This is a genomic window from Tolypothrix sp. PCC 7601, assembly GCF_025677855.1.
GTDB lineage: Bacteria > Cyanobacteriota > Cyanobacteriia > Cyanobacteriales > Nostocaceae > Aulosira > Aulosira diplosiphon.
In genome coordinates this window covers 785,345-809,859 of the sequence record NZ_CP064879.1, presented here as the reverse complement: position 1 = coordinate 809,859, position 24,515 = coordinate 785,345, and the positions used below count along the sequence as shown (strand labels likewise).

Here is a 24,515-nt window from a genome sequence, read left to right as displayed (position 1 = left end):
TCGAGAGGAAAAATAGATAAATTAAATCTACCTTAGGGTAGCACTACATCCTGATGTTCACAGCATCAAGTTCTGGCTGGGAGAATACCTCAAATGCTTCTAAAATGGCACCTTTTGTTTATATAGAAGTGTTAAAGCGCTAATGAAGTCAAGTACTGGCAATAATGCACTAGACAGATGTACAAAAATTCATTCTTCCCACAGATAGACCCAGATAATCCTCTATCTGCTTTTTGTCTGTTGGCTATCAATGGGACGAAAATCCTCAGGGATTTTTTACTCGTCTCAATCAAGCAAATCTTAGATTTAACTCAGTTGTCAAATCTGGCAGTCTAAATTAGAGGAATTTTGATCAAAGCTCCATAGCAATACTCACCACTGCAATCAAACCCTCGAAAAATTATCATCGTTTTTTACTTCCCTAAGCTAGTACATTTAAATAAAAGTTTACCAGTTAAATTTAATTCAAAATAAAACAACTATTTTGCTATTATTAGTCCATGCTAGTATTTAATATAAAATTACAGAAGTAACAAAACCAGTATCAATAGCCGTACAAGCGCGGCTGCTGCTGCTTTGTTTATTTTGTAATGTAGAGACAAGAAATTTCATGTCTCTACTAGCAGGACTAAAGGGTGTAAGCCTGTATGACCATATTCAAATCTAATGCTGTTAAAAGCTCTGGAGTAATAGTAGGGTAAACCCTATAACTCAAGAGTAAAAAAGCAAGCACTGAAAGTGGAAAACCTGCAATTTCTAGGTCTACGACTTATTGGCCGTAGAACTCACATAATTTGTAAAGGTGGCTGAAAGTCAAGCCACGAAAGTAGCGCCAAAAGAAAAAATAATTTCATTTTCCTTGGCGAATCATGGTTAAAACTGACGTAAAATCACCGAAATTAATACCTGTGATTACCATGAAACCTCATCTGTTGTGGATAACCATAATAGAGGCGCTATAGCTTCCCCCTATAAGCAGGAATGTACCCTCACCTTAAGGGTCAAGAGTTGCTCTGTGCAGATGCTAAAAAGCTAAATGCTGGCACAAGACAATATCGTTTATCAGTTTGGAGAAAGTAAGGAAATTTTGAGCATAATGACTGAAACTGCAACCGCACCATTAACCGGAAAAGCATTGCTTGCTAAAGTAAAAGAGCTTTCTAATTTACCGCGTCGAGAAAGAGCAAAGCAGTGCGGCTACTACACTGTTACTAAGAATAATCAGGTTCGTGTAAATCTCACTGATTTTTATGATGCTTTGCTATCGGCGAGAGGAATTCCACTCAGCCCAGAAGCACCCAAAGATGGAAGAGGCCGCGAACCGACATACCGTGTTAGCGTTCATCAAAATGGTCAAATTGTGATTGGTGCTACATACACCAAAGCAATGGGCTTAAAGCCAGGCGATGAATTTGAAATTAGACTGGGTTACAAGCATATTCACTTGATTCAACTTGGTGAAACTGACAAAAAATTAACCCAGAGTGATTTGGACGTTGATGACTTAGATGAAGAAGATTTAGAAGACGAAGACGAAGAATAAGCGGTGCTAATGATAGAGGTAGGTTGAAAGTAAATACTGGATAACTTATCTCTACGACTACAGCCGCAAGCTGGCTGTAGTTTGACCGCATAATTTTAGATTTGAAATTTTGGAAAGTAGAATTTAAAATTTGCTTCCAAAGTTGAATTATGGTGTAAGCAAACATACTTATACTCGCTTGGTGAGTAGTAAGCTATGTGCAACCAATCTAAAATTGCTCATCGCTTCGCCCAGTCCAATATCGATGGTATAGGGCTAATCTAAAATCTCAAACACAAAATTGATTGACAATTTTCTCATCACTAAAAATACGATTTGACCTCTTGCATAAGTCACTAACTTTAGTAGAGTCTTGAATAATCACCAAGAAATCTATTGTTGCAAAAAGTTAGTCGTGTTTTTCATGCCTATTTTAATCACATTGATCACGCCATCAACCGACAACCTACTGGCATTTTTTCAAAATGCACCAGTAATATTTGTTGTGATGGCTTTTTTTATAGCTTGGATAGGTTGTTGGTTACCCATAGCAGCAGTAATTGCGATGGCGCTCCGCGCCCGCCAAGAGGCGATCGCACTCAAATTGCAACCTCAAAAAACTTTCCAGCCAGAACAAAAGTTACCCTTATTAATACCCCTTTATCTATTAGCCCCGCTAATTATCTGGGGAATGAGTTCATTGGGGTTGCGATCGCTCTCTGATTACGGTTTTGTTGCTAATATTTCACTTTTAGGTTCTTTACTTTTAGGCTTTACCTTAGGAGTGATGAGCTTAACTATTGTATTTATCGGTCAATTTTGGTTGGGTTGGTGTAAATGGCAAGAATCAAATTTCCAGTTGATTTTACCCAACTTACTACCAATTTTGTTGATAGCTTTATTAGTGGGTGCCATAGAAGAGTTAGTTTTTCGTGGTTTCCTCTTCACTGAATTAGCAAGAGAATACCCAATTTGGCTAGCAGCGATCATTTCTAGCTTAATTTTTGCCCTGCTGCATTTAGTCTGGGAACAACGAGAAACCATCCCCCAACTCCCTGGATTGTGGCTGATGGGAATGGTACTAGTCTTAGCCAGATTTGCCGATCGCGGTAATTTGGGTATAGCTTGGGGACTTCACGCCGGCTGGGTATGGGCGATCGCGACTATAGATACAGCCGGATTAATTACTTACACAGATAAAGTATCGGAATGGTTGACTGGTAAGAATAAAAAACCTCTAGCTGGTTTAACCGGAATTGTATGTGTATTGCTAGCTGGCGCGATTCTTCGGTTATTTTCTCATTAAATTTTCTTAGGTAAATGATCACAAAGGGCGATTTAAAATTTTAACTCTTGACTCAGGACAGCGTTAAGAGACCAGTCCTGCTTTAAATATTCAGAAAATTTGAATATTTAATTTTAGTTTGAATCTTTCGATTACTGGCTGGGAACAATAAAATCATCAGATCTATTCACATGGATGCATAGTTCAAAATGTCAGTTGACTTTACAGTAGTTATACCTACATACAATGGCAAAAGCCGATTACCCAAAGTTTTGGAATACTTACAAAGCCAAACAAATATAGAAATCCTAAACTGGGAAATAATTATTGTTGATAATAATAGTCATGATGGTACAGCAGAACTTGTTCAAAAATACCAAATTAATTGGTCTTTCCATGTACCATTACGCTACTGTTTTGAAGCTGAACAAGGAGCAGGATTTGCTAGAAATCGAGGAATCACAGAAGCAAAGGGCGAATTGGTTGGTTTTTTAGATGATGATAATTTACCTGCAAAAAATTGGGTGTTGTCAGCCTATAAATTTGGGCAAGAGCATCTAAATGCTGGTGCTTATGGTAGCCAAATTCATGGCTTATTTGAAGTTGAACCATCAGAAGATATCAAGCCAATTCTTTTTTACCTTGCTATTAATGAAAGAGGAGAAAAATCATTAAGATATGAACCTAGTAAAAAAGGATTTCCTCCTAGTGCAGGATTAGTAGTACGTCGTAATATCTGGAAAAATAATGTCCCCTCGCGCCTTTTATTAGGAGGTAGAGTTGGTAACTCATTAGTAGCTTATGAAGATTTTGAAGCTTTATCTTATATTTACAAAGCTGGTTGGGAAATTTGGTACAACCCAGCAATGGAAGTAGAGCATATTATTCCATCTTGGAGGATAGAAAGAAAATATTTAATTTCACTGATGCGTGGTATTGGTCTTGGTCGTTATTACTTACGGATGTTATTCCTAAAAAACTGGCAAAAACCTTTTGTTTTTTCTATTTATATGGTTAGTGATATATATAAATTTATATCGCATTTAATTCGTTATCATAAAGTACTGCAACATGATATTATTGCAGCTTGTGAAATGGAAAGACTTCTTGGTACCTTAATTAGTCCTTTTTATTTATGTCATCTAAAAATTAGCAGATTTTTGAAAATTAAGTTCTACCCATCTTTTAATCTAAAATAGAGTGCAAAGTTATTGAATTATTGAAAGCCTTATCTGCCTTATGTTGTTATAGCGTTTCCTAAGCAACTGAGCTACACCCAAATCTTTTTAAACAAAGTTATTAGCTTTGAGAATGTATTTCATCAGATTGGGAAATGCTATAGCATATAAGGCTTTCACTCTCATCTATGTTTTATGACTATATAGAAACTAATAGATTCTGAAAATATACTGATGATGTTGTTATATAAAGTGGATTAACATATAAATTATCTTTTAAAATAGTCAATATATTGTATATAAAATATGACTACTATATCTGTAGTTATTCCAGTATTTAATGGAGAAAAAACCATTAATGAAACTATTAACTCAGTTCTTAATCAAACATTCTTACAATTTGAACTAATAGTAATTAATGCTAGTTCTACAGACAAGACTTTAGAAGTTATCTCTAAAATTAAAGATTCTCGCCTTAAAATATTTTCTTATCCTAAAGCCAATGTAGCTGTAAATCGCAATCGGGGTATTTCTCATTCTGTCGGCGAATTTATTAGTTTCTTAGATGCTGATGATCTATGGACGACTGATAAATTAGAAGCACAATATCAGGCATTAATTGAAAATCCTAACGCTGTTTTAGCTTACAGTTGGACTAATTGCATAGATGAAACAGGTAAATTTTTACGTTCATGCAGAAAAGTAGAATTAACAGGTAATGTATATCCATATCTTTTATTAGATGATTTCATTGGTAGTGGCTCCAATGTCATGATTCGGAAACAGGAATTAATTAAAATTGGCGGATTTGATGAATTACTAACTAATGCTCAAGACTCAGATTTATGGTTAAGATTAGCTGCATCTTATCAATTTGCATTAGTACCAAAAGTACAAATTTTATATCGCATATCAGCTACTTCAATGTCCGCTGATGTTCGTAATATGGAAAAAGCATGTTTGCAAGTAATTGAACGTACTTTTAATCAAACTCCTGCATCGCTACAATATCTGAAACCATATTCAATTGCTAACACTTATAAAAGTTTGCTTTACAGAACAATTGAAGGACAACCAGAACGTAATAAAGGTTGGATCGCTGCTAATTTTATAATTCAGGTTATTAAAACTGACCCTTCTATAATTTTTACAAAAGTTATTTTTAAATTATTACTAAAGGTTGCCGTAATTATTCTATTGCCTGGTAAATGTACTAACTTTTGGTTGACAAAAATTCCTTATATTAGCAATACAAGTACTTTACTAGGATATCTAAAATTTGATCCATTTTTACCCACAAAATAGTATGTTAATTAGCAATTTTAATCAACCTTTGATTTCCGTGGTGCTTCCAGTATTTAATGGAGCGAAAACAATTTCTGAAACTGTTCAATCTGTTTTAAATCAAACTTTTGTTAATTGGGAACTCATCATAATTAATGATGGTTCTCAAGACTCTACTTTAGACATCATTGAAAAATTTGAATCTGCTGAACCTCGATTACGCATATTTTCTTATCCAAATGCTGGTCTTGCTGCTAGCCGTAACAGGGGTATAGCATTGTCTTTAGGTGAGTATATCTCTTTTATTGATGCTGATGATCTCTGGACACCTAATAAATTGAAGTCTCAGTTAACTGCCCTGCAAGAACAATCAAAAGCTTTCGTAGCTTATAGTTGGACAGATTATATTGACGCAAATGGTAAGTTTGTAAAATCTGGTGGACATACCACAGATACAGGTGATGTTTATCAAAAACTTTTACTTTGGAATTTTATAGAAAATGGTTCTAACCCCTTAGTGCGTAAAGAAGTTTTTGATACAGTTGGTGGTTTTGATGAATCACTTAGCGCAGCTGAAGATTGGGATATGTGGTTGCGTTTAGCAGCTAGATATGAATTTGTAGTAATTCCAGAAGTACAAGTATTATATAGACTCTCTATGAATTCAATGTCTGCAAATCTTAAAAGGCAAGAAAGTACTTGTCTCACTGTAATTAACAAAGCTTTTGCTGCTCCCAGAGCAGAATCTTTAGGGCATTTAAAAAAACACACAATATCTAATATTTATAAATACTTGACTTTTAGGTCTCTAGAGGTCGATCCCGATAAAGTAGACCGTTGGATATCTACTTTATTCCTCTGGAAAACGCTGAGATATAATCCTAAATTTTATACAAATACAAGGATTATATTTATAGCTATTTTTAGAATAATTTTCCCTTCTTTATATTTTTACTTAAAACGTAATAAAAGAGTCACTCTATAGCAGATTATACATTTTATTTGCTAATTTATAGCTCATTATTAAATTTATTAAGTAATTAATACCACAATAACAGCTTTTTGATTTTAAGGAAAAACCAAAGTGATTCAACAAATTCTCTATCAAGGTCAAATTTTAGCCATAATTGTTCCCAGGCATTTTGATGAAAGGGGCATTCACTTTTTTACACCTAATGAACTTTCTCAACAATTGGCCTATATGCACCATCCGGTGAACACAATTATTCAACCCCATGTTCATAATCCTGTAGCTAGAAATGTACAGTATACTCAAGAAGTTTTATTTATTAAAAAGGGTAAACTGCGTGTAGACTTTTACAACAACGAAAAGCAATACCTAGAAAGTAGAATTCTAGAAACAGGCGACACCATACTTTTAGTAACAGGGGGACATGGCTTTGAAGTCCTAGAAGAAATCGAGATGCTTGAAGTGAAGCAAGGCCCTTATGTCGGGGAGCAAGATAAAACCCGATTTGTAGGTGTTACTGCCGATAAAACTAAAGTAGTTAAAGGGAGTAATTAATGAATCCTATTCCGGTAAATGAACCATTACTAAATGGTAATGAGAGACAATATTTACTAGAGTGTATTGACAGTGGCTGGATTTCTTCGGAAGGGCCATTTATTAAACAATTTGAAGAGCAATTTGCTACAAGAGTTAATCGTAAATATGGGATTGCTGTTAGTAACGGTTCTGTTGCTTTAGATGTGGCAGTTGCAGCATTAAATATTAGTTTTGGAGATGAAGTAATTATTCCTACGTTTACAATCATTTCCTGTGCATCTGCCATAGTTCGTGCCGGTGCAATACCAGTAGTGATAGATTGTGATCCTCAAACTTGGAATCTGGATGTCAGTCAGATTGAGGCGAAAATTACACCAAGAACCAAAGCTATTATGGTCGTCCATATATATGGATTACCTGTAGATATGGAAGCAGTAATGGTGCTAGCTGAAAAATATGGACTGCATATTATTGAAGATGCTGCCCAGATGCATGGTCAGATGTATAGAGGACAACCATGTGGTAGTTTTGGAACTATCAGTACTTTTAGTTTTTATCCCAATAAACACATCACAACTGGTGAGGGTGGAATGGTACTCACCAATGATCAAAAATTAGCTGACAGATGCCGTAGTTTACGCAATTTGTGTTTTCAACCTCAAAAACGTTTTGTGCATGAAGAATTAGGCTGGAACTTTCGGATGACGAATTTACAAGCCGCTATTGGGATTGCACAGTTGGAACGGCTCGATGAGTTTGTAGCTCACAAACGTCACATTGGAAAGAGATATACAGAACTTTTACTTGATATTCCTGGGTTGCAGTTACCTATATGCCAAACTGACTATGCTGACAATATTTATTGGGTATATGGCCTTGTATTAAACGATAGTGTACCTTTTGATGCAGAATATGTGATGCATCGCTTGAGTAGTTATCAAATTGGCACCAGACCATTTTTCTGGTGTATGCATGAACAACCTGTTTTCCAAAATATGGGTTTATTTAAAGATGTTATATGTCCTGTAGCAGAGAGAATCGCCCGCCGTGGTTTTTATATTCCTAGTGGAATGGCATTGACAGATGAGCAGATTGAGCAAGTAGTAATAACAATTAGAGAGATTCTTAAATGAAGAGAATTATCAAGCAGATACCATTTACTCAACAAGTTTACAAAATTTTTGCGGAGAAACAATATAAGTCTCGATTTGCAACAAATGGTTATGGTTGTTTTTGGGGAGTATTTGAAACATTGGAACAAGCAATGCAAGCAGCACCTAAAACGAAAAGTATTGGGTATGATAATGCAGAACTAGCCCAAGAATATCAAAATATGCTTGAAAGTAATAATTGGGAAAATCGTCGTCGGATTATTGCAGCCTATGATTATCCAATTTTATTTTGGCTTGGGTCACTATTAAATCAAGGAATTAACCAAATTTTTGATTTTGGTGGCAATGTAGGAATTCATTTCTATAGCTATGCAAAATATTTACAATATCCAGCAAATTTACAATGGATGATTTGTGATTTACCAGAGATCTGCAAAGTTGGCAGACAATTAGCTGAGAAAAGAAATGTCTACAACTTATTCTTTAGTAGTGATTTTAATGATGTTACAGGTAAAGATATATTTCTTGCTTCTGGTTCAGTGCAATATGTAGCAAATTTTGCAGATAAAATTACTGATTTAAATAAACCTAAACACTTATTAATCAATCGTTTACCACTATACAATGGCAAAGAATTTGTGACTTTACAAAATGGAGGTAAGGTTTTTTATCCTCAATATGTGTTTAATAAAGCTAAATTTATTAAAGGGATAACAGACATCGGTTATCAATTAATTGATATTTGGCAATCTAAGGATGATGCTTGTGTTATTCCTTTCCATTCACAAAACTCAGTTCCTTTTTATTCTGGATTGTATTTTAAACTTAAGGCTTAAAGTAATGACTATATTTGCTAACTATGCACGTTACTACGACTTACTCTACGGCGATAAAGACTATGCAGCAGAAGTTCAGTTTGTTCATAGGCTAATTAAAACCTATTTACCAGCAGCACAAACTCTTTTAGAGCTAGGGTGTGGTACAGCTAAACATGCAGCACTTTTAGCTGCAGAAGGTTATCAAATTGACGGAGTAGATTTTAGTGAAGAAATGTTACTAAAAGCTAAAACTCGTATTTGTGAAATACCCAAAAATTTAGCTTCCAAATTGCAAGTTTTTCATGGGGATATTCGCCAAATTAGATTGCATAAAAATTTTGATGTCGTTTTATCTTTGTTTCATGTCATCAGCTACCAAACAAAAAATGAAGATTTACTAGCAACTTTTGCTACAGTCAAAGAACATCTCAAACCCGGAGGAATTTTCATTTTTGATATTTGGTATGGGCCAGCTGTATTAAGTGAACCACCAGAGGTTCGGGTCAAACGACTAGAAGATTCAGAAATTTATGTGACTAGAATTGCTGAACCTAAGATGTATCCTAATGAAAATTTGGTAGATGTTAATTATCAAATCTTTATTCAAGATAAAAATAGCGATGCTATTAAAGAAGTTCGAGAAACTCATCAAATGCGCTACTTGTTTAAACCTGAACTAGAATTTTTATTAAATAATATGGGTTTAAAAATAATTGATCATATGGAATGGATGTCAGGTAAACCACTAAACTTCAATACATGGGGTAGCGTATTTATTGTCAAATTATTTTAAAATATGGTTATTTTTAATTAAAAATCTATGAACAATAAAAAGATATTACTAGTAAGTCCATTTCCTAATGATGATGATTTATACCCTCATATCAGACATTTGATTAATGAACTGTCTGTTGATTATGACATTGATTACTTTTATGGACATGAACGTGGTATTTGGACAGAACAATTTAATAAAAAACTTAAAGAAGGTAATTATAAGCCAGTCATAAATATTTTAAAAGACTTAATGGATTTATATACAAAGAAAAATCAAAATTATAAATTTGTATTAGCTATTGATAATTTTTTGTATATTATTTCTGATTTAATTTTTAAAAATAAAACTATTTTGTGGAGCCAGGATTTTGTTGGTTATGATGAGAAAAAGAATCAGCAGTTAGTGCAAAAAAATATTGCTTTAATCACCAGAAAGACTCTGCATAAAAATCAAAAAATAATAATTCAGGATTCAGAAAGATTAGAGGCATTATTAAAGAGTATTAGTTACGATGGAATGCCAAATAGTGTTTTCTTTTTACCAGTATCATTACCACCAATACAATTGCAAAATAAATACAGTTGTAAATCCCAACTTCCTATAATTATGCAAAGTGGGACTATTGCTAATTGGCGATTTAGTAATGAATTAATAATATGCCATCAGCAGAACTTAGAGAAGTTTAATTTATTTCTTCAAGGTTTTTTAACTCCAGAGATAGAAATATTACTTAAAAGTTTAGAAGTTTCTCCACATATTAACTCTTCTAGAGTACCTCCAGATAAATTGTCTGAAATAATTCAGTTATGTGATATTGGTTTTATTGGTTATGCTATAGGAGATGTAAACCACTACTACATATCCAAAGCATCAGGCCAACTTGTAGAGTTTATTAGATGTGGCAAGCCAGTAATTGTGAAAACTAAAACTAATTTGCAGCAATATGTAGAAGAAAATAAAATAGGAGTGGCTATAAAAGATATTGATGAGTTAGTTCCAGCAATACAGAAAATCCAAAATAGTTATCAGGAATATTCAGGGAACTGTATTCAATTGTTTGAACACTCATTTAATATAAAAAAATATACTGAAAAGCTACTTCTTTTTTTAGAATAAAAATTAAGAATACCAAAAATTAGAGCTAATTTGTAACCTAGAGTAAAATTTTTGTTTTGTAAGGGGTTCAGAAATTTGGGACACTCTAGCTTTTATTCGCTGAAATTCTTACCCAGCAATTAATTGGGTATCCTTAAGATTTTCTTTACTAATCAGATCTTAATAAAACGTTACTAGGTTGAGTTTAGCAATAAATGTTAACTTTTTTACAAGTCTGTCATATCTATGAAATGTTTTAGGAATATCTGTACGCCTGGCCTGTTATAGAAAGTTACACAGGTCTTAGACAAGAAGTAGCACAGTCTAGTTTACTTGAAGCGGACAATAAAGAAGATTTTTGTGTATTGTTTAAGTTGTGTAACCGGATAAAAGAAGTAGGGAAATCCGCATTTCGGAATGGGGGTAAACAATCCTCTCAACTAGTGCGATCGCACTAAACTATACCCTTAGAATCCTCAACAAGCGACTTTTATCTAAAATTAGGTTATGATAGAACAAGGCACTATCAGTATTCATACTGAAAATATTTTCCCGATTATTAAGAAGTCTCTCTACTCAGACCACCAAATCTTTTTGCGGGAACTAGTATCTAACGCTGTAGATGCCATTCAAAAACTAAAGATGGTATCCCGTGCTGGAGAATATACTGGGGAGATTGGCGAACCAGAGATTGAAATAGCCATAGATAAAAATAACAAGACTATCTCTATCTCCGATAACGGTATCGGAATGACCGCAGAGGAAGTAAAGAAATACATCAACCAAGTTGCTTTCTCTAGTGCTGAAGAATTTATTCACAAGTATCAAGGCAAATCAGACCAACCAATTATCGGTCACTTCGGTCTTGGCTTTTATTCTTCCTTTATGGTGGCGCAAAAGGTCGAAATTGATACCCTCTCCTACCAAGAAGGTGTGCAAGCAGTACACTGGTCTTGTGATGGTTCACCAGAGTTTACTTTAGAAGAATCATCCCGGACAACTCACGGTACTACCATCACCCTGACTCTGCAAGCGGAAGAAGAAGAATATTTAGAATCAGCACGGATTAAGACTCTTGTTAAGACATATTGCGACTTCATGCCAGTAGCAATCAAGCTGGAAGGTGAAGTTTTAAATCAGCAAAAAGCACCTTGGCGAGAATCTCCCAATAATCTCAGCAAGGAAGATTATTTAGAGTTTTACCGCTATCTCTATCCTTTTCAAGAAGAACCTCTGCTATGGGTACATCTGAATACAGATTATCCCTTCATCATTAATGGGATTCTGTATTTCCCCAAAATGAGACCCGATGTCGATGTGACTAAGGGACAGATTAAGCTATTTTGCAATCAAGTTTTTGTCAGCGACAACTGCGAAGAAATTATTCCCCAATTCCTCATGCCTATGCGGGGTGTAATTGATAGTACTGACATTCCTTTAAATGTATCACGTAGCGCCCTACAAGGCGATCGCACTGTTCGCAAAATTGGTGACTACATTGCTAAGAAGGTAGGCGATCGCTTAAAAGAACTTTACCGCGATAACCGCGAACAATACATCAGTGCATGGAAAGACCTCGGCACTTTTGTGAAGTTTGGTGTGCTCAATGATGATAAATTCAAAAAACAAGTTGAAGACATCATTGTCTTCCGCAGCACTGCTAAAGTTGCCGAAAACCCTGCGTCAACTCCAGCAGTTGAAGTCCAGTCCCAAGAAGGAGATGTTTGGCAAGATGTTACCCCAAATGCACCCAGCACTGAGGGTTCAGCAACTAGCACTCCCTACACCACTCTGAAAGAATACTTAGAACGCAACAAGGAACGCCACGAAAATAAAGTTTTCTACTGCACTGATGAAGCTTCACAAGCCACCTACGTAGAATTACATAAAAATCAGGGCTTAGAAGTCCTATTTATGGACTCCTTCATCGATACCCACTTCATCAACTTCCTAGAACGGGAATATAACGATGTAAAATTCACACGGGTAGACTCAGACTTAGATAATACCCTGTTGGATGATAAATCTGGGGAAATTGTAGACCCCACAACCAACAAAACTAAAAGTGAAGTCATCAAAGAATTATTTGAAAAAGCTCTCAATAAACCCAAAGTCAATATCCGCACAGAAGCGTTGAAATCGGATAATCCTCAGGGAACTCCACCTGCAATGGTACTACTACCAGAAATTCTCCGTCGTCTGCGAGAAATGAACGCGATGATGCAGCAGCAAACTACAGAGTTTCCCGAAGACCATATTTTACTGGTTAATACTGCTCATCCCCTAATTCAAAATCTGGCTAATCTCAGTCAAGGTAGTATTATCCAAGGAGATGGTTTATCCCCAACAGCACAATTAGTGAACATGATTTGCCAGCATGTCTACGATTTAGCGTTAATGTCTCAGAAAGGCTTTGATGGTGAAGGAATGAAATCCTTTGTTGAGCGCTCAAATGAGGTGTTAACCAAGCTGACAGAACAAGTAAATCATTAAATCATCAAAATTGTTGTAGGATGCGTTACGTTCCTAACGCATCCAAAATTTGGGGTGTTACCCATTATCTACGCCAAAGCTCATACAATAGAAAGGTTGTCTTGAAATAGTAGTTTGGAGATAGTTACTATGTCTCGTCGCTGTGAATTAACTGGTAAGAAGGCCAATAATGCCTTTTCTGTGTCTCACTCCCATCGCCGTACCAAGCGCCTTCAGCAAGCAAATTTACAAAACAAGCGTGTTTGGTGGCCTAGTGGAAATCGTTGGGTGAAACTGAAGCTTTCTACCAAAGCAATCAAAACCTTAGAAACTAAAGGTTTGGAAGCAATGGCCAAAGAAGCTGGGATTAACTTGAATCATTACTAACATCAATTTTTTGAAATAGGCTAAATATCCTCAAAGCTGCCTTATACACTCAAGTCCTATGGCTTACAAGCTATAAGTCTGGGGCTAAACTAACAACATCCGCTAGCGTGGATTAAATGCCAAAAATGACTTTTGTTTTGTAGCTTGCATTCAGCAACGCCAAGTCTTAATCAAAAAGCGAAATGGTATCAGCTTCTGAAAAAAAGATTGGCGTTCAAGGTTAATGCCAAGGTTATAGCTAATTCTGAGAATACTGGCTCTACTACCTCCCCAAATTGGGGAGGTTTTTAATTGCTTAATATTTTTAACGACTGACTGATAGTTTTCCGTCATTAGGTGGGTAATATAAGCTTACTCTCCTAACACTATCTTCATGAAGTTGCTTGCAGATGACTAGATTTTTACAAAGTTAATGTGAAGTTACAGCTTTACGTTCCATCATTTGACCGGAATTAAATAATTTTGAAAAAATCCGTATTTTCCGATTAATAAAGCAAACTTTACCCATGATATAAAAATCAAATCAATCCAAATTAATCATATTTATGGCAGCGCCACTATATTTTGTCTTGGTAAAAATATAGTGACTAACTACATAAACAAAATTTCTCATTAGCTCAACAGAACTTATCAAAAAATAGTTAGCAATAGCTAAAAATTTAATACCACCGTAAAATCACTTGGCAGGAAAGCAGTTATGAGTCGAAAACGCCAGCTAGTTAAGGCAATAACAAAACTCCTTAAAAATTTTACCCGCAAGTGTTTATCTAAAACCAAAAAGCAAATTATTTGGCTGCTCCGGGCTATTTTTACTACCAGGAGAAAACGCGGATCTGTCAATGCTGGTTTTGTATTACCAACGGTGGCAATGGTAGCGTTAGTAGTTGTCCTACTAACGACTGCAATTTTATTCCGCTCATTTGAAAGATCCAAAAATGCTAGTAATGTTCGAGTCAATGAAATTGTTCTTAGAGCATCTGCACCAGCTCTAGATCGGGCAAAATCAAAATTAGATAAACTCTTTCAAGACCCTAGATTGCCACGTTCAACTCCTTCAGACTTTTCATTGAAGCAAGTTATTGAAGGTAACATTGCTGAATATACTTTTGGTGATGAGACACAATTAAAATTAGTTAAAGATGTAAACAGTGATAATTCTATTGCTGACGATGAAACTCTAACATCTGTCTGGAAATATCCTGTTGATACAGATAATGATGGTAAGTTTGATAGCTTTACTCTCTACGGTATTTACTTTCAGACACCCACTAGCAATAGGGCAAGAAGTTCTCTGGAAGCAAGAGCGCAACCTATGGATGAAGGGGCTACTACTAATAAATGTGCAAGTAATGTTGCTACTAGTGCTGATTTAGTAGGTAGCCAAGGCTGGTATAAAGTCGGTAGTAAGTTGAAAAGAAGCCTTTTCGTTTATACAACTACAGTACCCATCACAGATTTAGACAATTTAGATAATACTAAATACGAAAAATTTACAGGTAACAAAGGCTTTTCATCGTTAGAGTATCAGCAAGACCGGGAGAGACTTCCATTAACCAACAACGCAGTCATCTACGACAACGATTTACAAATTGCAGCAGGAGCCGGTTTTAATATCAACGGACGGATATTTACTAACGGTAACTTGCTAACAGAATTTAACAAAAAATATGGTGGTATAATCAGATATTTTTTGGTGAGCAGTCCCTATTCTTGTTACTACGCACAAGAAAATAGCAAAATTATTGTTGCTGGTAACTTAATTAATACCCGTGTTAATCAAAGTAGTGTATCGGATACAAGTGATAATACTCAGAAGAGCGTACAAGTAGATTTATTTAAAGATGAGCGACCTTATGATGTACCCCGATTTCCAAATGATTCTGCCTATTACATTAATAATGAAAATAAAACAGTACCATCAGGCGTTTACGGAAATGATGCAGCTTATAACGATGAGGCTTATGCTCAACGAATTGCGCGTTTATTAGAGGCAACAAATGCGCTGTATCCAGCTACAGATCCCCCAAATTCGTCTCTTCCCGATGAGGTTAAAGAGGGAATTAAGAACGCGATGGCAAATGATGCCACTCTCGAACCAGAGACAGCACAAAATAAACAGCTAACAATTTACTTTAAAAAGCGGACAAGGCGTGTTCCTTATAAAGAGGTGGGTGTTGGTGAAAATGCACTGAAACAACCTCCTGCTACAGGAACAACTTATGACTATACAAGTACTAATCCGTTTCCTGCTGATGGCGACTCTGGTAATTCTCTACGTCCAGTAGATGAATGGGTTTTCCCTTTTGATCCTAGTGATGGTAAAACCGAGGCTAATTTTGCCAAGATAGGGATTCATGAACAGAGTACAGCAAAGAAGCTTTATCTCCCAGCAACAGACCCTACAACTCTCAAAACCCAAACTCCAATTCAAGAAAATAAGATTGGCGATCGCGTTTTAGTTGGTAATGGACTACCTCAATATTGGTACAAAGGCTCTGCGTTTGTTAGTTCAGAAACAGGGCAAGATATTGTTGATAAAGAATGGGATGACACCACTAATACTCGCCAGCGTTTCACCCAAGCTAGTGTATTAGATGACTTAGGGGTGACAGATAGGGATGGTTTCTGGGAAAAAGCCGCAACACAAGAACCCACAGGCCCGCTTGATGTTGTCGGGGGTTTGCGAGTGGTAACAGGTGCAGGAATTTATTTGCCGAAAGATTACAATCCCGCTAACCACACTTTTACCAGTACCCAAGAAATAGTCTGGCCAGATACGATGGCTATGGGCGTGGATACTAAGAATAAAGGTTTACCTGATGACCATACACCCTACTTGCAAATGCGAGCTACGGCGGTTTATCACTATCAGTATGACCCATACGATCCTAATGAACCCACTAATTACCAAACCCCCATTGCCTGTGTTAGCAGCTACTACGACCCTACCAATGAGACTACAGCCAAGAATGAATCTAGTGGAAGGAAGTCTAATAATGGTGTTGTTTACTCATTTTCTTCTCTGTCAAAAAGCGGTTATGAAGCAGCATTGAACTACCAAGCCGCATTGAAATACCCCAATGGGCGCTTGCTAAATAAACCACTTAAGGATGCTTTAGATAAAATCGCAGCTAGTAAAAATCTTACCCTTTCAGAGCAATCAGCAGTTGATTCTGCAATGTGTGCCTTGAAAATTTTGGATGACCCTTTGAGTGATATTAATGATGGTGTTATTCCGCATAATGCTATCTATGAAAAAACTTTTCTTGATGCTAGACAGATTAAGGCAATAGATAAAGAGACAGGCTCAAAAAAATATGATTTAGATGTAGAACTACGTCAGCCTTTAGAAATTCGTGCCACAGTTTTGGATATGGATTTGCTACGTAGTAAAAAAGCCAAGAATGATGGAGAGTTTCTATTGCCAAATAGTGGCATTATCTATGCAACTCGTGATGATGCATTACCAGATTTAAGTAGTACTAACGATCCAAATACAGCCACTAGTACAGATGTAGATTTAAGTTCTAAAGACTTTAAGCTAGACCCTACTCGGCGACCTAACGGCATTATGCTAGTTAACGGTAGTGACTTGAGCCGTAACGCTACTTATAAAGCAGAAGAAAAAGGTTTAATCTTAGTATCTAACCTGCCTGTATATGTTAAGGGTGATTTTAATAAACATACCAAAGAAGAATTTACAGAGACTTTAAGTACAGATCCGTATGACAATCTGTATACGATCTGGCAAAACTTCTATACTCGTCAAACTCTTGATCCCAACTTTGCATGTCGCGCAGGACAGTTTAGTACTTGTAACACTGGTGAAACCTGGCGACCAGCAACAATTCTAGCTGACGCAATCACCGTTCTTTCTGCTGATTTCAAGGAAGGCTATCGCAATGATGGCGACTACGACCTGAGAGATAATTATGGTAATTATCCTGTGGGTTACGACTTTAATAACGATAACAATATTGATACAACATCAGTATTGCTCGATGAAACAGCTATTAAGTTTGATGTCAATGGTGATGGTGACATGGCAGACACATCTGTAGCACTTAATGAAAGCAACATCACTGCAACTGTTGCTGCGAGATTAAATGGCTTTTGGGATAATAACTTTGTCACTAGTCGTAACTTTACAGATGAATACTATTCTCAGGCTAATAATACTAGTGCAGACCCATTATCTAGTTCTTACTTCAACAACTTTGTGACTCCAATTCAGCGCCGGGTGCGGTTTTCTGAGTATGTCATGGAAATTTGCCCCAAGTTAACGGTAACAGCTTGTAAACCTGGTGATTGGGTAGTGGGTTATGACAGCGATGGAACAATTAAAGCAAATCAGTTATTACAAGCCATAACTGATGCTGGTGGAACATTTGATAAAACTAAGCTATGGGCAGGTACTACAGCACAAGCTGCTACTCAAGAAGCCCAACAATACCCTAGAAGAGTAGCATTTTTGAGGTATGGCAATGGTCTGACAGTTACCAAGAATGGGACTGCTTTAAATGCATCTCCAGTAGAAAACGCATTAGTACTGGACTCTGACAAAACACCAGTTCCTCTGGGTATTGTTAGTGGACAAGTCAAATATTTGCCTTTTTCTAGCACTCTAACTATCAACACTCTTACCTACGATATCTTCGATAAAGATACTAACAACTACCCTGATAGAACTTCTAACGCTCTCTGGTTTAGAACTAGAAATAGAAACGGTAACGCAGAAAATTATAGTTCTGACTATCGTCTAGATTTTCTCAACACCCTAACTGAGAATAGAGCCACAGATCAACCTCTGTTAGTACCAGTGCTACAAATTCAGTATCCAACCGCTTCAACAATTGATGAAGCAAATCTTTATTCATCTAGAGGTAACCCTAATGATCTAATAAATCGTGCTAAAACTAATTGGTTACAAAATGCAACGGAAACACAAACCAATATTGTATTTGCTCAAGGTGACAGCCCAAGCCGTACAAATGAATCTGGTGGTGGTTTAGAGAACTTTGTACGTTACTTAGAACGCTGGGATATAAACGTAGATTCTTACGGGAAAAATCATAAAGCTAATGGCTCTTTCATTGAGTTTAAACGCAGTTCCTATGCGTCAGCACCTTTCCAAGTCCTGACTAATAATAGTGGTACCGAGACAAGTATTTTTAAATACCCACAAAGTTATACAACTAGCGTATCTTTGTCAGGCGACATAAATAATTCTAGTGGTGTAGGTTCTGGGCCCTTCTACTCGCCACCTAACCGTCTGTGGGGTTACGATGTCGCCTTGCTGACTCAGTTACCTGATTTGTTCTCTCAGCGCTTCACAGCACCAACACTTAACCCTCCCAATGAGTTTTACAGAGAAGTGCCACGAGATGACAACTGGGTGAAAACTTTGCTATGTGCTGCTGAATACGATGACCCGTCTGACCCCAGTACTGTTGGTTACAGCCCTGCTACTAACTATGGCACTAACTACAATTATGCTATTAGCTCAGACCAACGTCCTAGCTGCCCTTGATATAACCTACCTCAATTGCTGAATTATGATTCATTACAAACAGCAACAAGTATCTACTTCTAATCAATCAGGGTTTACCATCATTGAGTCTTTGGTGGCTATGGTAGTTGTTTCTATTTTAATGGCAGCGATCGCGCCTGTGATTATCTTATCTGTAGCAACCAGAGTACAAGCAAAGCGGATTGAGTCTGCAACTGACGCTGCCAAAAGCTACATTGATGGTGTCCGATCTGGAGTAATTACTACTCCAGATTCTCCAATTACAGATAGCACAACTATCGCAAACTATGCTGCTCCTACAGTGGGGAGTTTAACCTGTGGTGCTGGTAGTGGTTACTGTTCTTCACCTGCAAATAATTTATACTGCGTTTCGGTTGATGGTAATGCTTGTACTACTACTAATGCCAACAATTTTGTAATTCAGGCGATTCGGTTGAATAGTGCTACTGAGACTACTGGCGGTTCTACTACTAATATTACTGATCCTGCGAAGGGCTACCAGTTAGGAATACGTGTTTACCGAGCAAATGGTTTTAGTAGCGACGGCGGGGACTTGAAAAAAGCACCTAATAAACAAGCAACTTTTACTGGGGGATTAGGCGATCGCAAAACGCCATTAGTAGAAATGACAACAGAAATTACAAAAGGAGTAACATTTAGTGATTTTTGCCAGCGTTTACAACAAACTAATCCGCAATCTACATGTTCTTAGTTCTAACTTGAAAATGGGCATAGGGTTATGAGATATGGGAAAGACAGATTTTCATGCTTGGTTGTACCAAAACTTGGTGTGAATCGCTAGCCATAAACTAGCTATACATTGAAAGAGGATTTATAAAGTAAATCTTAAGTAGGTGTTTTACGTCCATGAAAAAATTGAGATTTAGAGACTATAAAATTGAGTCGTAAAGCGCCATATTATGTGGCAATGCATAGGCGTTAGGGTTGTTTTTTAGTCACAAATCATATCGAAAATAGATATGTGGCTAAACAATGCCAGTTTGCTCAAGCCAGGAAACTCACCTACGCGACTGGCTCCCCTATAGCAATTTATTTTTACTTTATCAATCATCTCTGGAAACCATACCTTTTTTATCCTTAGTATACATTTGATAAATTCAGATCTAAGCAAATCAAATTTTTTAGTAAGCTTCCGTTTCTAAAATAGACTGAGTTGATTCATCAATCTCAATGCTAAATACCTGCAATTTTAGGGAGAAAACATAGCATTATGAGTTTTTATAAATATTTTTTGAGTAATTATATAAAAAAAATTGGATTAAAACAAAAAGTCAATGGATTTACCTTAATTGAGCTACTTGTTGGTCTAATTTTAGCTGCCATAATCATTACGCCTTTGTTGGGATTTATGATCAGTATTCTTGAGAATGATCGTAAAGAACAAGCAAAGGCAACTACCGAACAAGAAATAAGATCAGCACTTGACTACATTAACAGAGATATGCAACAAGCAGTTTATATCTATGATGCTGATGGTATAGCTGCGATTAGAAACCAATTACCTAAATATGATCAAAAAGATAAATATTTTCCTGTGCTTGTCTTTTGGAAGCGACAATATATTTCAGGTGGACTAGCTGTTGAAGGTGGTGCTAATGATACTTTTGTCTACTCTTTAGTGGCTTATTATGTAATTAAAGATAATGATTCTACATGGTCTAATGCTGCTCGAATTGGTCGATTTCAAATTAGTAATGGTTATGGTCAAACTGATACAGATATAAGCAGCACTAGGGATGCTGGTTTTAATATGTTTAGTTTGGACGGTGAAGGAGACCTGAAAACCAAAATGAATCAATGGAAAAAAAGTGACGAAAGCTATGATCAACAAGTTTTGGCTCTCGTTGATTATATTGATCAAACTATCATAGATACTACAGCTAACCCAGCGCCTTCTTGCTCTACTGGTCAAATGGTTCCACAATTCTCCGGTAGTGGAGATGGTGTTGCTACAGGTAATGTTAAAACCCGTGGCTTTTACGTATGTGTAGACTCTAGTAAAACTGTAGCAGACATCTATTTACGTGGTAATGCTCTTGCTCGTGCTCAAAATACGAATTTGAATTTTGATCAAAGTAGTGAAAGCAGAAAAATTTATTTTCCAAAAGCTAGCGCCAGAGTACAAGGACTAGGATTCGTATTCACCAAATAATAAGTCATGATGATTAATTTCTACTAATGCTAATAGCTATTAGTTAATGATAGATAGTTAGGCAATTAGCAATTTTCACTCATATACTTGGAGTCTACACTACATCTATTAAACTCACTGAGGTCAGCCTGCTATGTATAGTTTAGCGTTAAAAGAAAAAGTACATAACTATCAACTTAGATGGCTCTTTCAAAAACTAAAAGACTCTCCCGCTATTCCCTCAGAAATTTCTGGGTTTAGTCTAGTGGAGGTTGTAGTCGTAGTAGTGATGATTGGAATATTATCTGCGATCGCAGCTCCTAGTTGGCTGAGTTTTAGTAACAGACAAAAGATAAATAAAGCTAATGATGTGATTGTATCAGCAATTCAAGAAGCTCAGAGAGAAGCGAAAAGGCGAAAAATTAGTTATAACGTCAGCTTTATAACTGACAATAATATTCCCAAAATTGCTATCTATCCTACAAAAGATGTTGCTGATGGTTATTGGCGCGTTTTAGGTGAAGGTTTAGGAATTCAATCAGGGTTAATAGTATTAGGAACAAACCTGACTGATACAAACACCACTACTAGCAGTAGCACCGTATCATATGCCTCTACTACCGCAAAAACAATCACCTTTGACTACACAGGTGCTTTAGATCTTCTAGTGAAAACAAACACTAACAGTTTAACATCTGTACAAAACGAGAAAATTGGCGATAAAGGCTTAATTATAGCCATAAGTTTAGCAAAACCAGGTAGTCCTACTGAGCCTACAGGTGTTAAGCGCTGTGTGATTGTCAAAACTTTATTAGGTTCTATCAAAACCGGAAAAGATACTGAATGTAATTAAAAATTGGCAAATTCAGAGGGTTTAACATAAATTGTTAAATAATTCAGTATATAAACTGAACATCAAAACAGTACCCCTAGTTAACAATTGATTTATAAGGTAGGTTTTGATAATCAGTAGAAAGCTATGAATATTGAATTTACTGTTGCTATCCCAACTTTTAACGGTGCAAGTAGATTGCCTAAATTACTGGAAAAGTTGCAAAATCAACTTGATACTGAAAATTTTTCTTGGGAAATTATTGTTGTAGACAACAACAGCACTGATAACACAGCAGAAGTTATTCAAAGCTATCAAGAAAATTGGCAATGTCCTTACCCTCTAAAATATTGTTTTGAAGCTAGACAAGGAGCAGCATACGCTAGAAAGCGAGCAGTGCAAGAGGCTAAAGGCGAATTAATTGGTTTCTTAGATGATGATAATTATCCAGAACCAAACTGGGTAGCAGCAGCTTATAATTTTGGAAAAAACCATCCTAAAGCTGGAGCTTATGCTAGTCAAATTCATGCTCAATGGGAAGTTGAACCACCAGAAAATTTTCAGCGAATTGAGCCTTTTTTGGCAATTACAAAGCGTGGTGATATACCTTTGCTTTATAAAGCAGCTAATAAATTATTACCTCCTTCGGCTGGACTTGTTGTGCGTAGACAAGCTTGGTTAGAGAGTGTACCAAATAAGGTTATTTTAACTGGTAGAGTCAAAGGGAATATGCTCACCAGCGAAGACTTGGAAATGTTATCTTATCTCCAAGAATCTGGGTGGGAAATTTGGTATAATCCCAACATGAAAATTTTTCATGAAATACCAAGTTGGCGCTTACAAAAAGATTATTTAATACCCTTTTTTAAAGGAATCGGACTTAGCCGTCATGTCACTAGAATGTTAGGTGTAAAACCTTGCGCTAAACCAATAGCATTTTTCGCTTACCTCATCAACGATTTACGTAAAATAATTTTGCACCTACTGAAATATCGTTCACAAGTTAAAAATGAATTAGTTGCATCTTGTGAAATGCAACTCTTTATGAGTAGTTTTCTCAGTCCTTTTTATCTTTGGCAACATGGATATCTTGATAGATAGTCATTGATGTTTACAACTCCAAAGTAGACATTGGTTAATGTAATGACTAACACATCAGTTTCTTAAAGTTGTTCAAAATATTTTCGTGAATTTCCTAAGCTTAGTTAATCTCAATTTTTTTTTGAAAAATCCTTCTAGTAGTGGCTTCACTTTACTAGAGATGTTAGTTGTGATTTTAGTAGTTGGTATATTAGCGGCTATTACAATACCAAGTTGGCTAGGTTTTGTAGAAGTTCGTCGTCTTAATAATGCTCAAGAGGAAGTTCATCAAGCTTTACGCCAAGCGCAAAGCCAAGCGATCAACCATAAACTGACTTGGCAAGTTAGCTTGCGCGAAAAAAATGGTATCGTGCAATGGACTGTTCATCCAGCAGAAACTAGCAAATTTATTCCTGATACTGTTAAAAACAACGATAATCTGTGGTATAGTCTTCACCCAAATATTCAGATTTTCAAAGATAAAAACAATAAAGGTAATTACGAGACAACTTTAGCAAAAACAACTTCCCCTCAAATGTGGAAAGTGATGTTTAACTACCAAGGTTGCCCTGTTTACGTAATTGGTGATGAGTGTACCAAAACTTCTCTCAGAACCTTAGGACAGATAACTTTTCATAGTCAGCATACTTCCCAAACAAAGCGTTGTATCTATGTTTCTACAGTTTTAGGAGCAATGCGAACTGGAAAAGAACACCTAAAAGCAAATCAAAGTGGCAAGTATTGCTACTAAAATAATTTTTATTGATTACAAGTAAGGTATTCTGTTCTGCAATCACTATATAGCCTCAAGCATCTAATTATATTTACTCGTTATCCAGAAGCGGGGAAGACCAAAACCAGGTTGATACCTGCTTTAGGGGAATTGGGTGCTGCTAATCTGCAAAAGCAGATGACTGAATATACAATATTGCAAGTTCAAGCATTGCAAAAGATACTTGCTATTTCTTTTGAAGTGCGGTTTGCAGGCGGTAATTTACAACTAATGCAAGATTGGTTGGGGTCTGATTTAGTTTACCAGCCTCAAGGTGAAGGTGATTTAGGCGATCGCATGATGCGATCGCTTGCGGATGCTGTTGCATCTGGTAAGCAACAAATAATAATCATCGGTATAGATTGTCCTGGGGTAAATTCTCAGTTGCTAGCAATGGCGTTTGAGCAACTAGATAATTTTGACATGGTGCTAGGCCCTGCAATGGACGGTGGATACTACTTAATTGGGTTACGTCAATCAATTCCGCAATTATTCGCTAATATCGACTGGGGAACTTCTCAAGTATTCTCACAAACTTTAGACATCGCCCAGCAGCTTAATTTATCACGCGCGGACTTACCCACCTTGGTTGATGTTGACCGTCCTGAGGATCTGCCAATTTGGGAACAAACTATTGCTAGAGAAGTCGCTGACAAAACTCAGTGATGAGTGAAGAAATATAGAGAAATTTACTAAAAGTGTTGCAAAACA

The 24,515-nt window shown here is 36.4% G+C and carries 19 protein-coding genes; all 19 read left to right on the top strand.

The features are described from left to right. Nucleotides 1-1,096: 1,096 nt before the first annotated feature. The 19 genes from HG267_RS03260 to HG267_RS03170 all read left to right on the top strand — a co-directional run bounded on the left by HG267_RS03260 (nucleotide 1,097) and on the right by HG267_RS03170 (nucleotide 24,470). Nucleotides 1,097-1,543 (top strand): AbrB family transcriptional regulator, encoded by a 447-nt coding sequence (locus HG267_RS03260; RefSeq protein ID WP_045874423.1) that lies wholly within the window; start codon nucleotides 1,097-1,099, stop codon nucleotides 1,541-1,543. Between the two features lie 394 nt (nucleotides 1,544-1,937). After that, complete coding sequence (locus HG267_RS03255; RefSeq protein ID WP_194007740.1) at nucleotides 1,938-2,828, top strand: CPBP family intramembrane glutamic endopeptidase; 891 nt, start codon at nucleotides 1,938-1,940, stop codon at nucleotides 2,826-2,828. Nucleotides 2,829-3,016: 188 nt separating this feature from the next. Beyond that, on the top strand, nucleotides 3,017-4,006 hold the full coding sequence (hpsE, locus tag HG267_RS03250) for a hormogonium polysaccharide biosynthesis glycosyltransferase HpsE (RefSeq protein ID WP_045874386.1): 990 nt from the start codon (nucleotides 3,017-3,019) through the stop codon (nucleotides 4,004-4,006). Nucleotides 4,007-4,291: 285 nt separating this feature from the next. Continuing rightward, nucleotides 4,292-5,290: a glycosyltransferase gene (locus tag HG267_RS03245; protein WP_045874385.1), complete on the top strand. Its 999-nt coding sequence runs from the start codon at nucleotides 4,292-4,294 to the stop codon at nucleotides 5,288-5,290. 1 nt (nucleotide 5,291) lies between these two features. Then, a complete protein-coding gene (locus HG267_RS03240) occupies nucleotides 5,292-6,254 on the top strand; it encodes a glycosyltransferase (RefSeq protein ID WP_045874384.1) in 963 nt (320 codons plus the stop codon). Nucleotides 6,255-6,353: 99 nt separating this feature from the next. Continuing rightward, nucleotides 6,354-6,794 carry a hypothetical protein gene (locus HG267_RS03235; protein ID WP_045874383.1) on the top strand — a complete coding sequence of 147 codons (441 nt, stop codon included), beginning with the start codon at nucleotides 6,354-6,356 and terminating at the stop codon, nucleotides 6,792-6,794. Beyond that, nucleotides 6,794-7,909, top strand: a complete 1,116-nt coding sequence (locus HG267_RS03230; protein ID WP_045874382.1) for a DegT/DnrJ/EryC1/StrS family aminotransferase — start codon at nucleotides 6,794-6,796, stop codon at nucleotides 7,907-7,909. Before HG267_RS03235 ends, HG267_RS03230 begins: the two co-directional genes overlap by 1 nt. Further along, nucleotides 7,906-8,724 carry a TIGR04325 family methyltransferase gene (locus HG267_RS03225; protein ID WP_045874381.1) on the top strand — a complete coding sequence of 273 codons (819 nt, stop codon included), beginning with the start codon at nucleotides 7,906-7,908 and terminating at the stop codon, nucleotides 8,722-8,724. Before HG267_RS03230 ends, HG267_RS03225 begins: the two co-directional genes overlap by 4 nt. A 4-nt stretch (nucleotides 8,725-8,728) precedes the next feature. Next, nucleotides 8,729-9,499 carry a class I SAM-dependent DNA methyltransferase gene (locus HG267_RS03220; protein WP_045874380.1) on the top strand — a complete coding sequence of 257 codons (771 nt, stop codon included), beginning with the start codon at nucleotides 8,729-8,731 and terminating at the stop codon, nucleotides 9,497-9,499. 27 nt (nucleotides 9,500-9,526) lie between these two features. Continuing rightward, entirely contained in the window at nucleotides 9,527-10,600 is a 1,074-nt protein-coding gene (locus tag HG267_RS03215; RefSeq protein WP_096621599.1) for a hypothetical protein, read from the top strand. A gap of 486 nt (nucleotides 10,601-11,086) precedes the next feature. Continuing rightward, the gene (htpG, locus tag HG267_RS03210; protein ID WP_045874378.1) at nucleotides 11,087-13,072 is read left to right on the top strand and encodes a molecular chaperone HtpG; all 1,986 of its coding nucleotides are present in this window, start codon (nucleotides 11,087-11,089) and stop codon (nucleotides 13,070-13,072) included. A 129-nt stretch (nucleotides 13,073-13,201) separates the two neighbouring features. Beyond that, entirely contained in the window at nucleotides 13,202-13,438 is a 237-nt protein-coding gene (gene rpmB, locus HG267_RS03205) for a 50S ribosomal protein L28 (RefSeq protein WP_045874377.1), read from the top strand. A gap of 697 nt (nucleotides 13,439-14,135) precedes the next feature. After that, nucleotides 14,136-18,968, top strand: coding sequence for a hormogonium polysaccharide biosynthesis protein HpsA (hpsA, locus tag HG267_RS03200; protein ID WP_045874375.1), 4,833 nt, complete (start codon nucleotides 14,136-14,138; stop codon nucleotides 18,966-18,968). A gap of 25 nt (nucleotides 18,969-18,993) precedes the next feature. Continuing rightward, on the top strand, nucleotides 18,994-19,680 hold the full coding sequence (gene hpsB, locus HG267_RS03195) for a hormogonium polysaccharide secretion pseudopilin HpsB (protein WP_045874374.1): 687 nt from the start codon (nucleotides 18,994-18,996) through the stop codon (nucleotides 19,678-19,680). A gap of 519 nt (nucleotides 19,681-20,199) precedes the next feature. Further along, nucleotides 20,200-21,141, top strand: a complete 942-nt coding sequence (hpsC, locus tag HG267_RS03190; protein ID WP_045874373.1) for a hormogonium polysaccharide secretion pseudopilin HpsC — start codon at nucleotides 20,200-20,202, stop codon at nucleotides 21,139-21,141. A 133-nt stretch (nucleotides 21,142-21,274) separates the two neighbouring features. Further along, nucleotides 21,275-21,973: a Tfp pilus assembly protein FimT/FimU gene (locus HG267_RS03185; RefSeq protein WP_045874372.1), complete on the top strand. Its 699-nt coding sequence runs from the start codon at nucleotides 21,275-21,277 to the stop codon at nucleotides 21,971-21,973. 126 nt (nucleotides 21,974-22,099) lie between these two features. Continuing rightward, nucleotides 22,100-23,053: a hormogonium polysaccharide biosynthesis glycosyltransferase HpsE gene (gene hpsE, locus HG267_RS03180; protein WP_045874371.1), complete on the top strand. Its 954-nt coding sequence runs from the start codon at nucleotides 22,100-22,102 to the stop codon at nucleotides 23,051-23,053. A 121-nt stretch (nucleotides 23,054-23,174) separates the two neighbouring features. Beyond that, on the top strand, nucleotides 23,175-23,783 hold the full coding sequence (locus tag HG267_RS03175) for a Tfp pilus assembly protein FimT/FimU (protein WP_071989487.1): 609 nt from the start codon (nucleotides 23,175-23,177) through the stop codon (nucleotides 23,781-23,783). Between the two features lie 36 nt (nucleotides 23,784-23,819). Then, nucleotides 23,820-24,470 carry a TIGR04282 family arsenosugar biosynthesis glycosyltransferase gene (locus HG267_RS03170; protein WP_045874369.1) on the top strand — a complete coding sequence of 217 codons (651 nt, stop codon included), beginning with the start codon at nucleotides 23,820-23,822 and terminating at the stop codon, nucleotides 24,468-24,470. The last annotated feature ends 45 nt before the right edge of the window (nucleotides 24,471-24,515 follow it).

What these genes read in the sequence shown, in the direction of transcription:
- HG267_RS03260 (WP_045874423.1), top strand. Translation starts at nt 1,097, where the DNA reads ATGACTGAAACTGCAACCGCACCATTAACCGGAAAAGCATTGCTTGCT.
- hpsE (WP_045874386.1), top strand. Translation starts at nt 3,017, where the DNA reads ATGTCAGTTGACTTTACAGTAGTTATACCTACATACAATGGCAAAAGC.
- HG267_RS03245 (WP_045874385.1), top strand. Translation starts at nt 4,292, where the DNA reads ATGACTACTATATCTGTAGTTATTCCAGTATTTAATGGAGAAAAAACC.
- HG267_RS03240 (WP_045874384.1), top strand. Translation starts at nt 5,292, where the DNA reads ATGTTAATTAGCAATTTTAATCAACCTTTGATTTCCGTGGTGCTTCCA.
- HG267_RS03230 (WP_045874382.1), top strand. Translation starts at nt 6,794, where the DNA reads ATGAATCCTATTCCGGTAAATGAACCATTACTAAATGGTAATGAGAGA.
- HG267_RS03225 (WP_045874381.1), top strand. Translation starts at nt 7,906, where the DNA reads ATGAAGAGAATTATCAAGCAGATACCATTTACTCAACAAGTTTACAAA.
- HG267_RS03220 (WP_045874380.1), top strand. Translation starts at nt 8,729, where the DNA reads ATGACTATATTTGCTAACTATGCACGTTACTACGACTTACTCTACGGC.
- HG267_RS03215 (WP_096621599.1), top strand. Translation starts at nt 9,527, where the DNA reads ATGAACAATAAAAAGATATTACTAGTAAGTCCATTTCCTAATGATGAT.
- htpG (WP_045874378.1), top strand. Translation starts at nt 11,087, where the DNA reads ATGATAGAACAAGGCACTATCAGTATTCATACTGAAAATATTTTCCCG.
- rpmB (WP_045874377.1), top strand. Translation starts at nt 13,202, where the DNA reads ATGTCTCGTCGCTGTGAATTAACTGGTAAGAAGGCCAATAATGCCTTT.
- hpsA (WP_045874375.1), top strand. Translation starts at nt 14,136, where the DNA reads ATGAGTCGAAAACGCCAGCTAGTTAAGGCAATAACAAAACTCCTTAAA.
- hpsB (WP_045874374.1), top strand. Translation starts at nt 18,994, where the DNA reads ATGATTCATTACAAACAGCAACAAGTATCTACTTCTAATCAATCAGGG.
- hpsC (WP_045874373.1), top strand. Translation starts at nt 20,200, where the DNA reads ATGAGTTTTTATAAATATTTTTTGAGTAATTATATAAAAAAAATTGGA.
- HG267_RS03185 (WP_045874372.1), top strand. Translation starts at nt 21,275, where the DNA reads ATGTATAGTTTAGCGTTAAAAGAAAAAGTACATAACTATCAACTTAGA.
- hpsE (WP_045874371.1), top strand. Translation starts at nt 22,100, where the DNA reads ATGAATATTGAATTTACTGTTGCTATCCCAACTTTTAACGGTGCAAGT.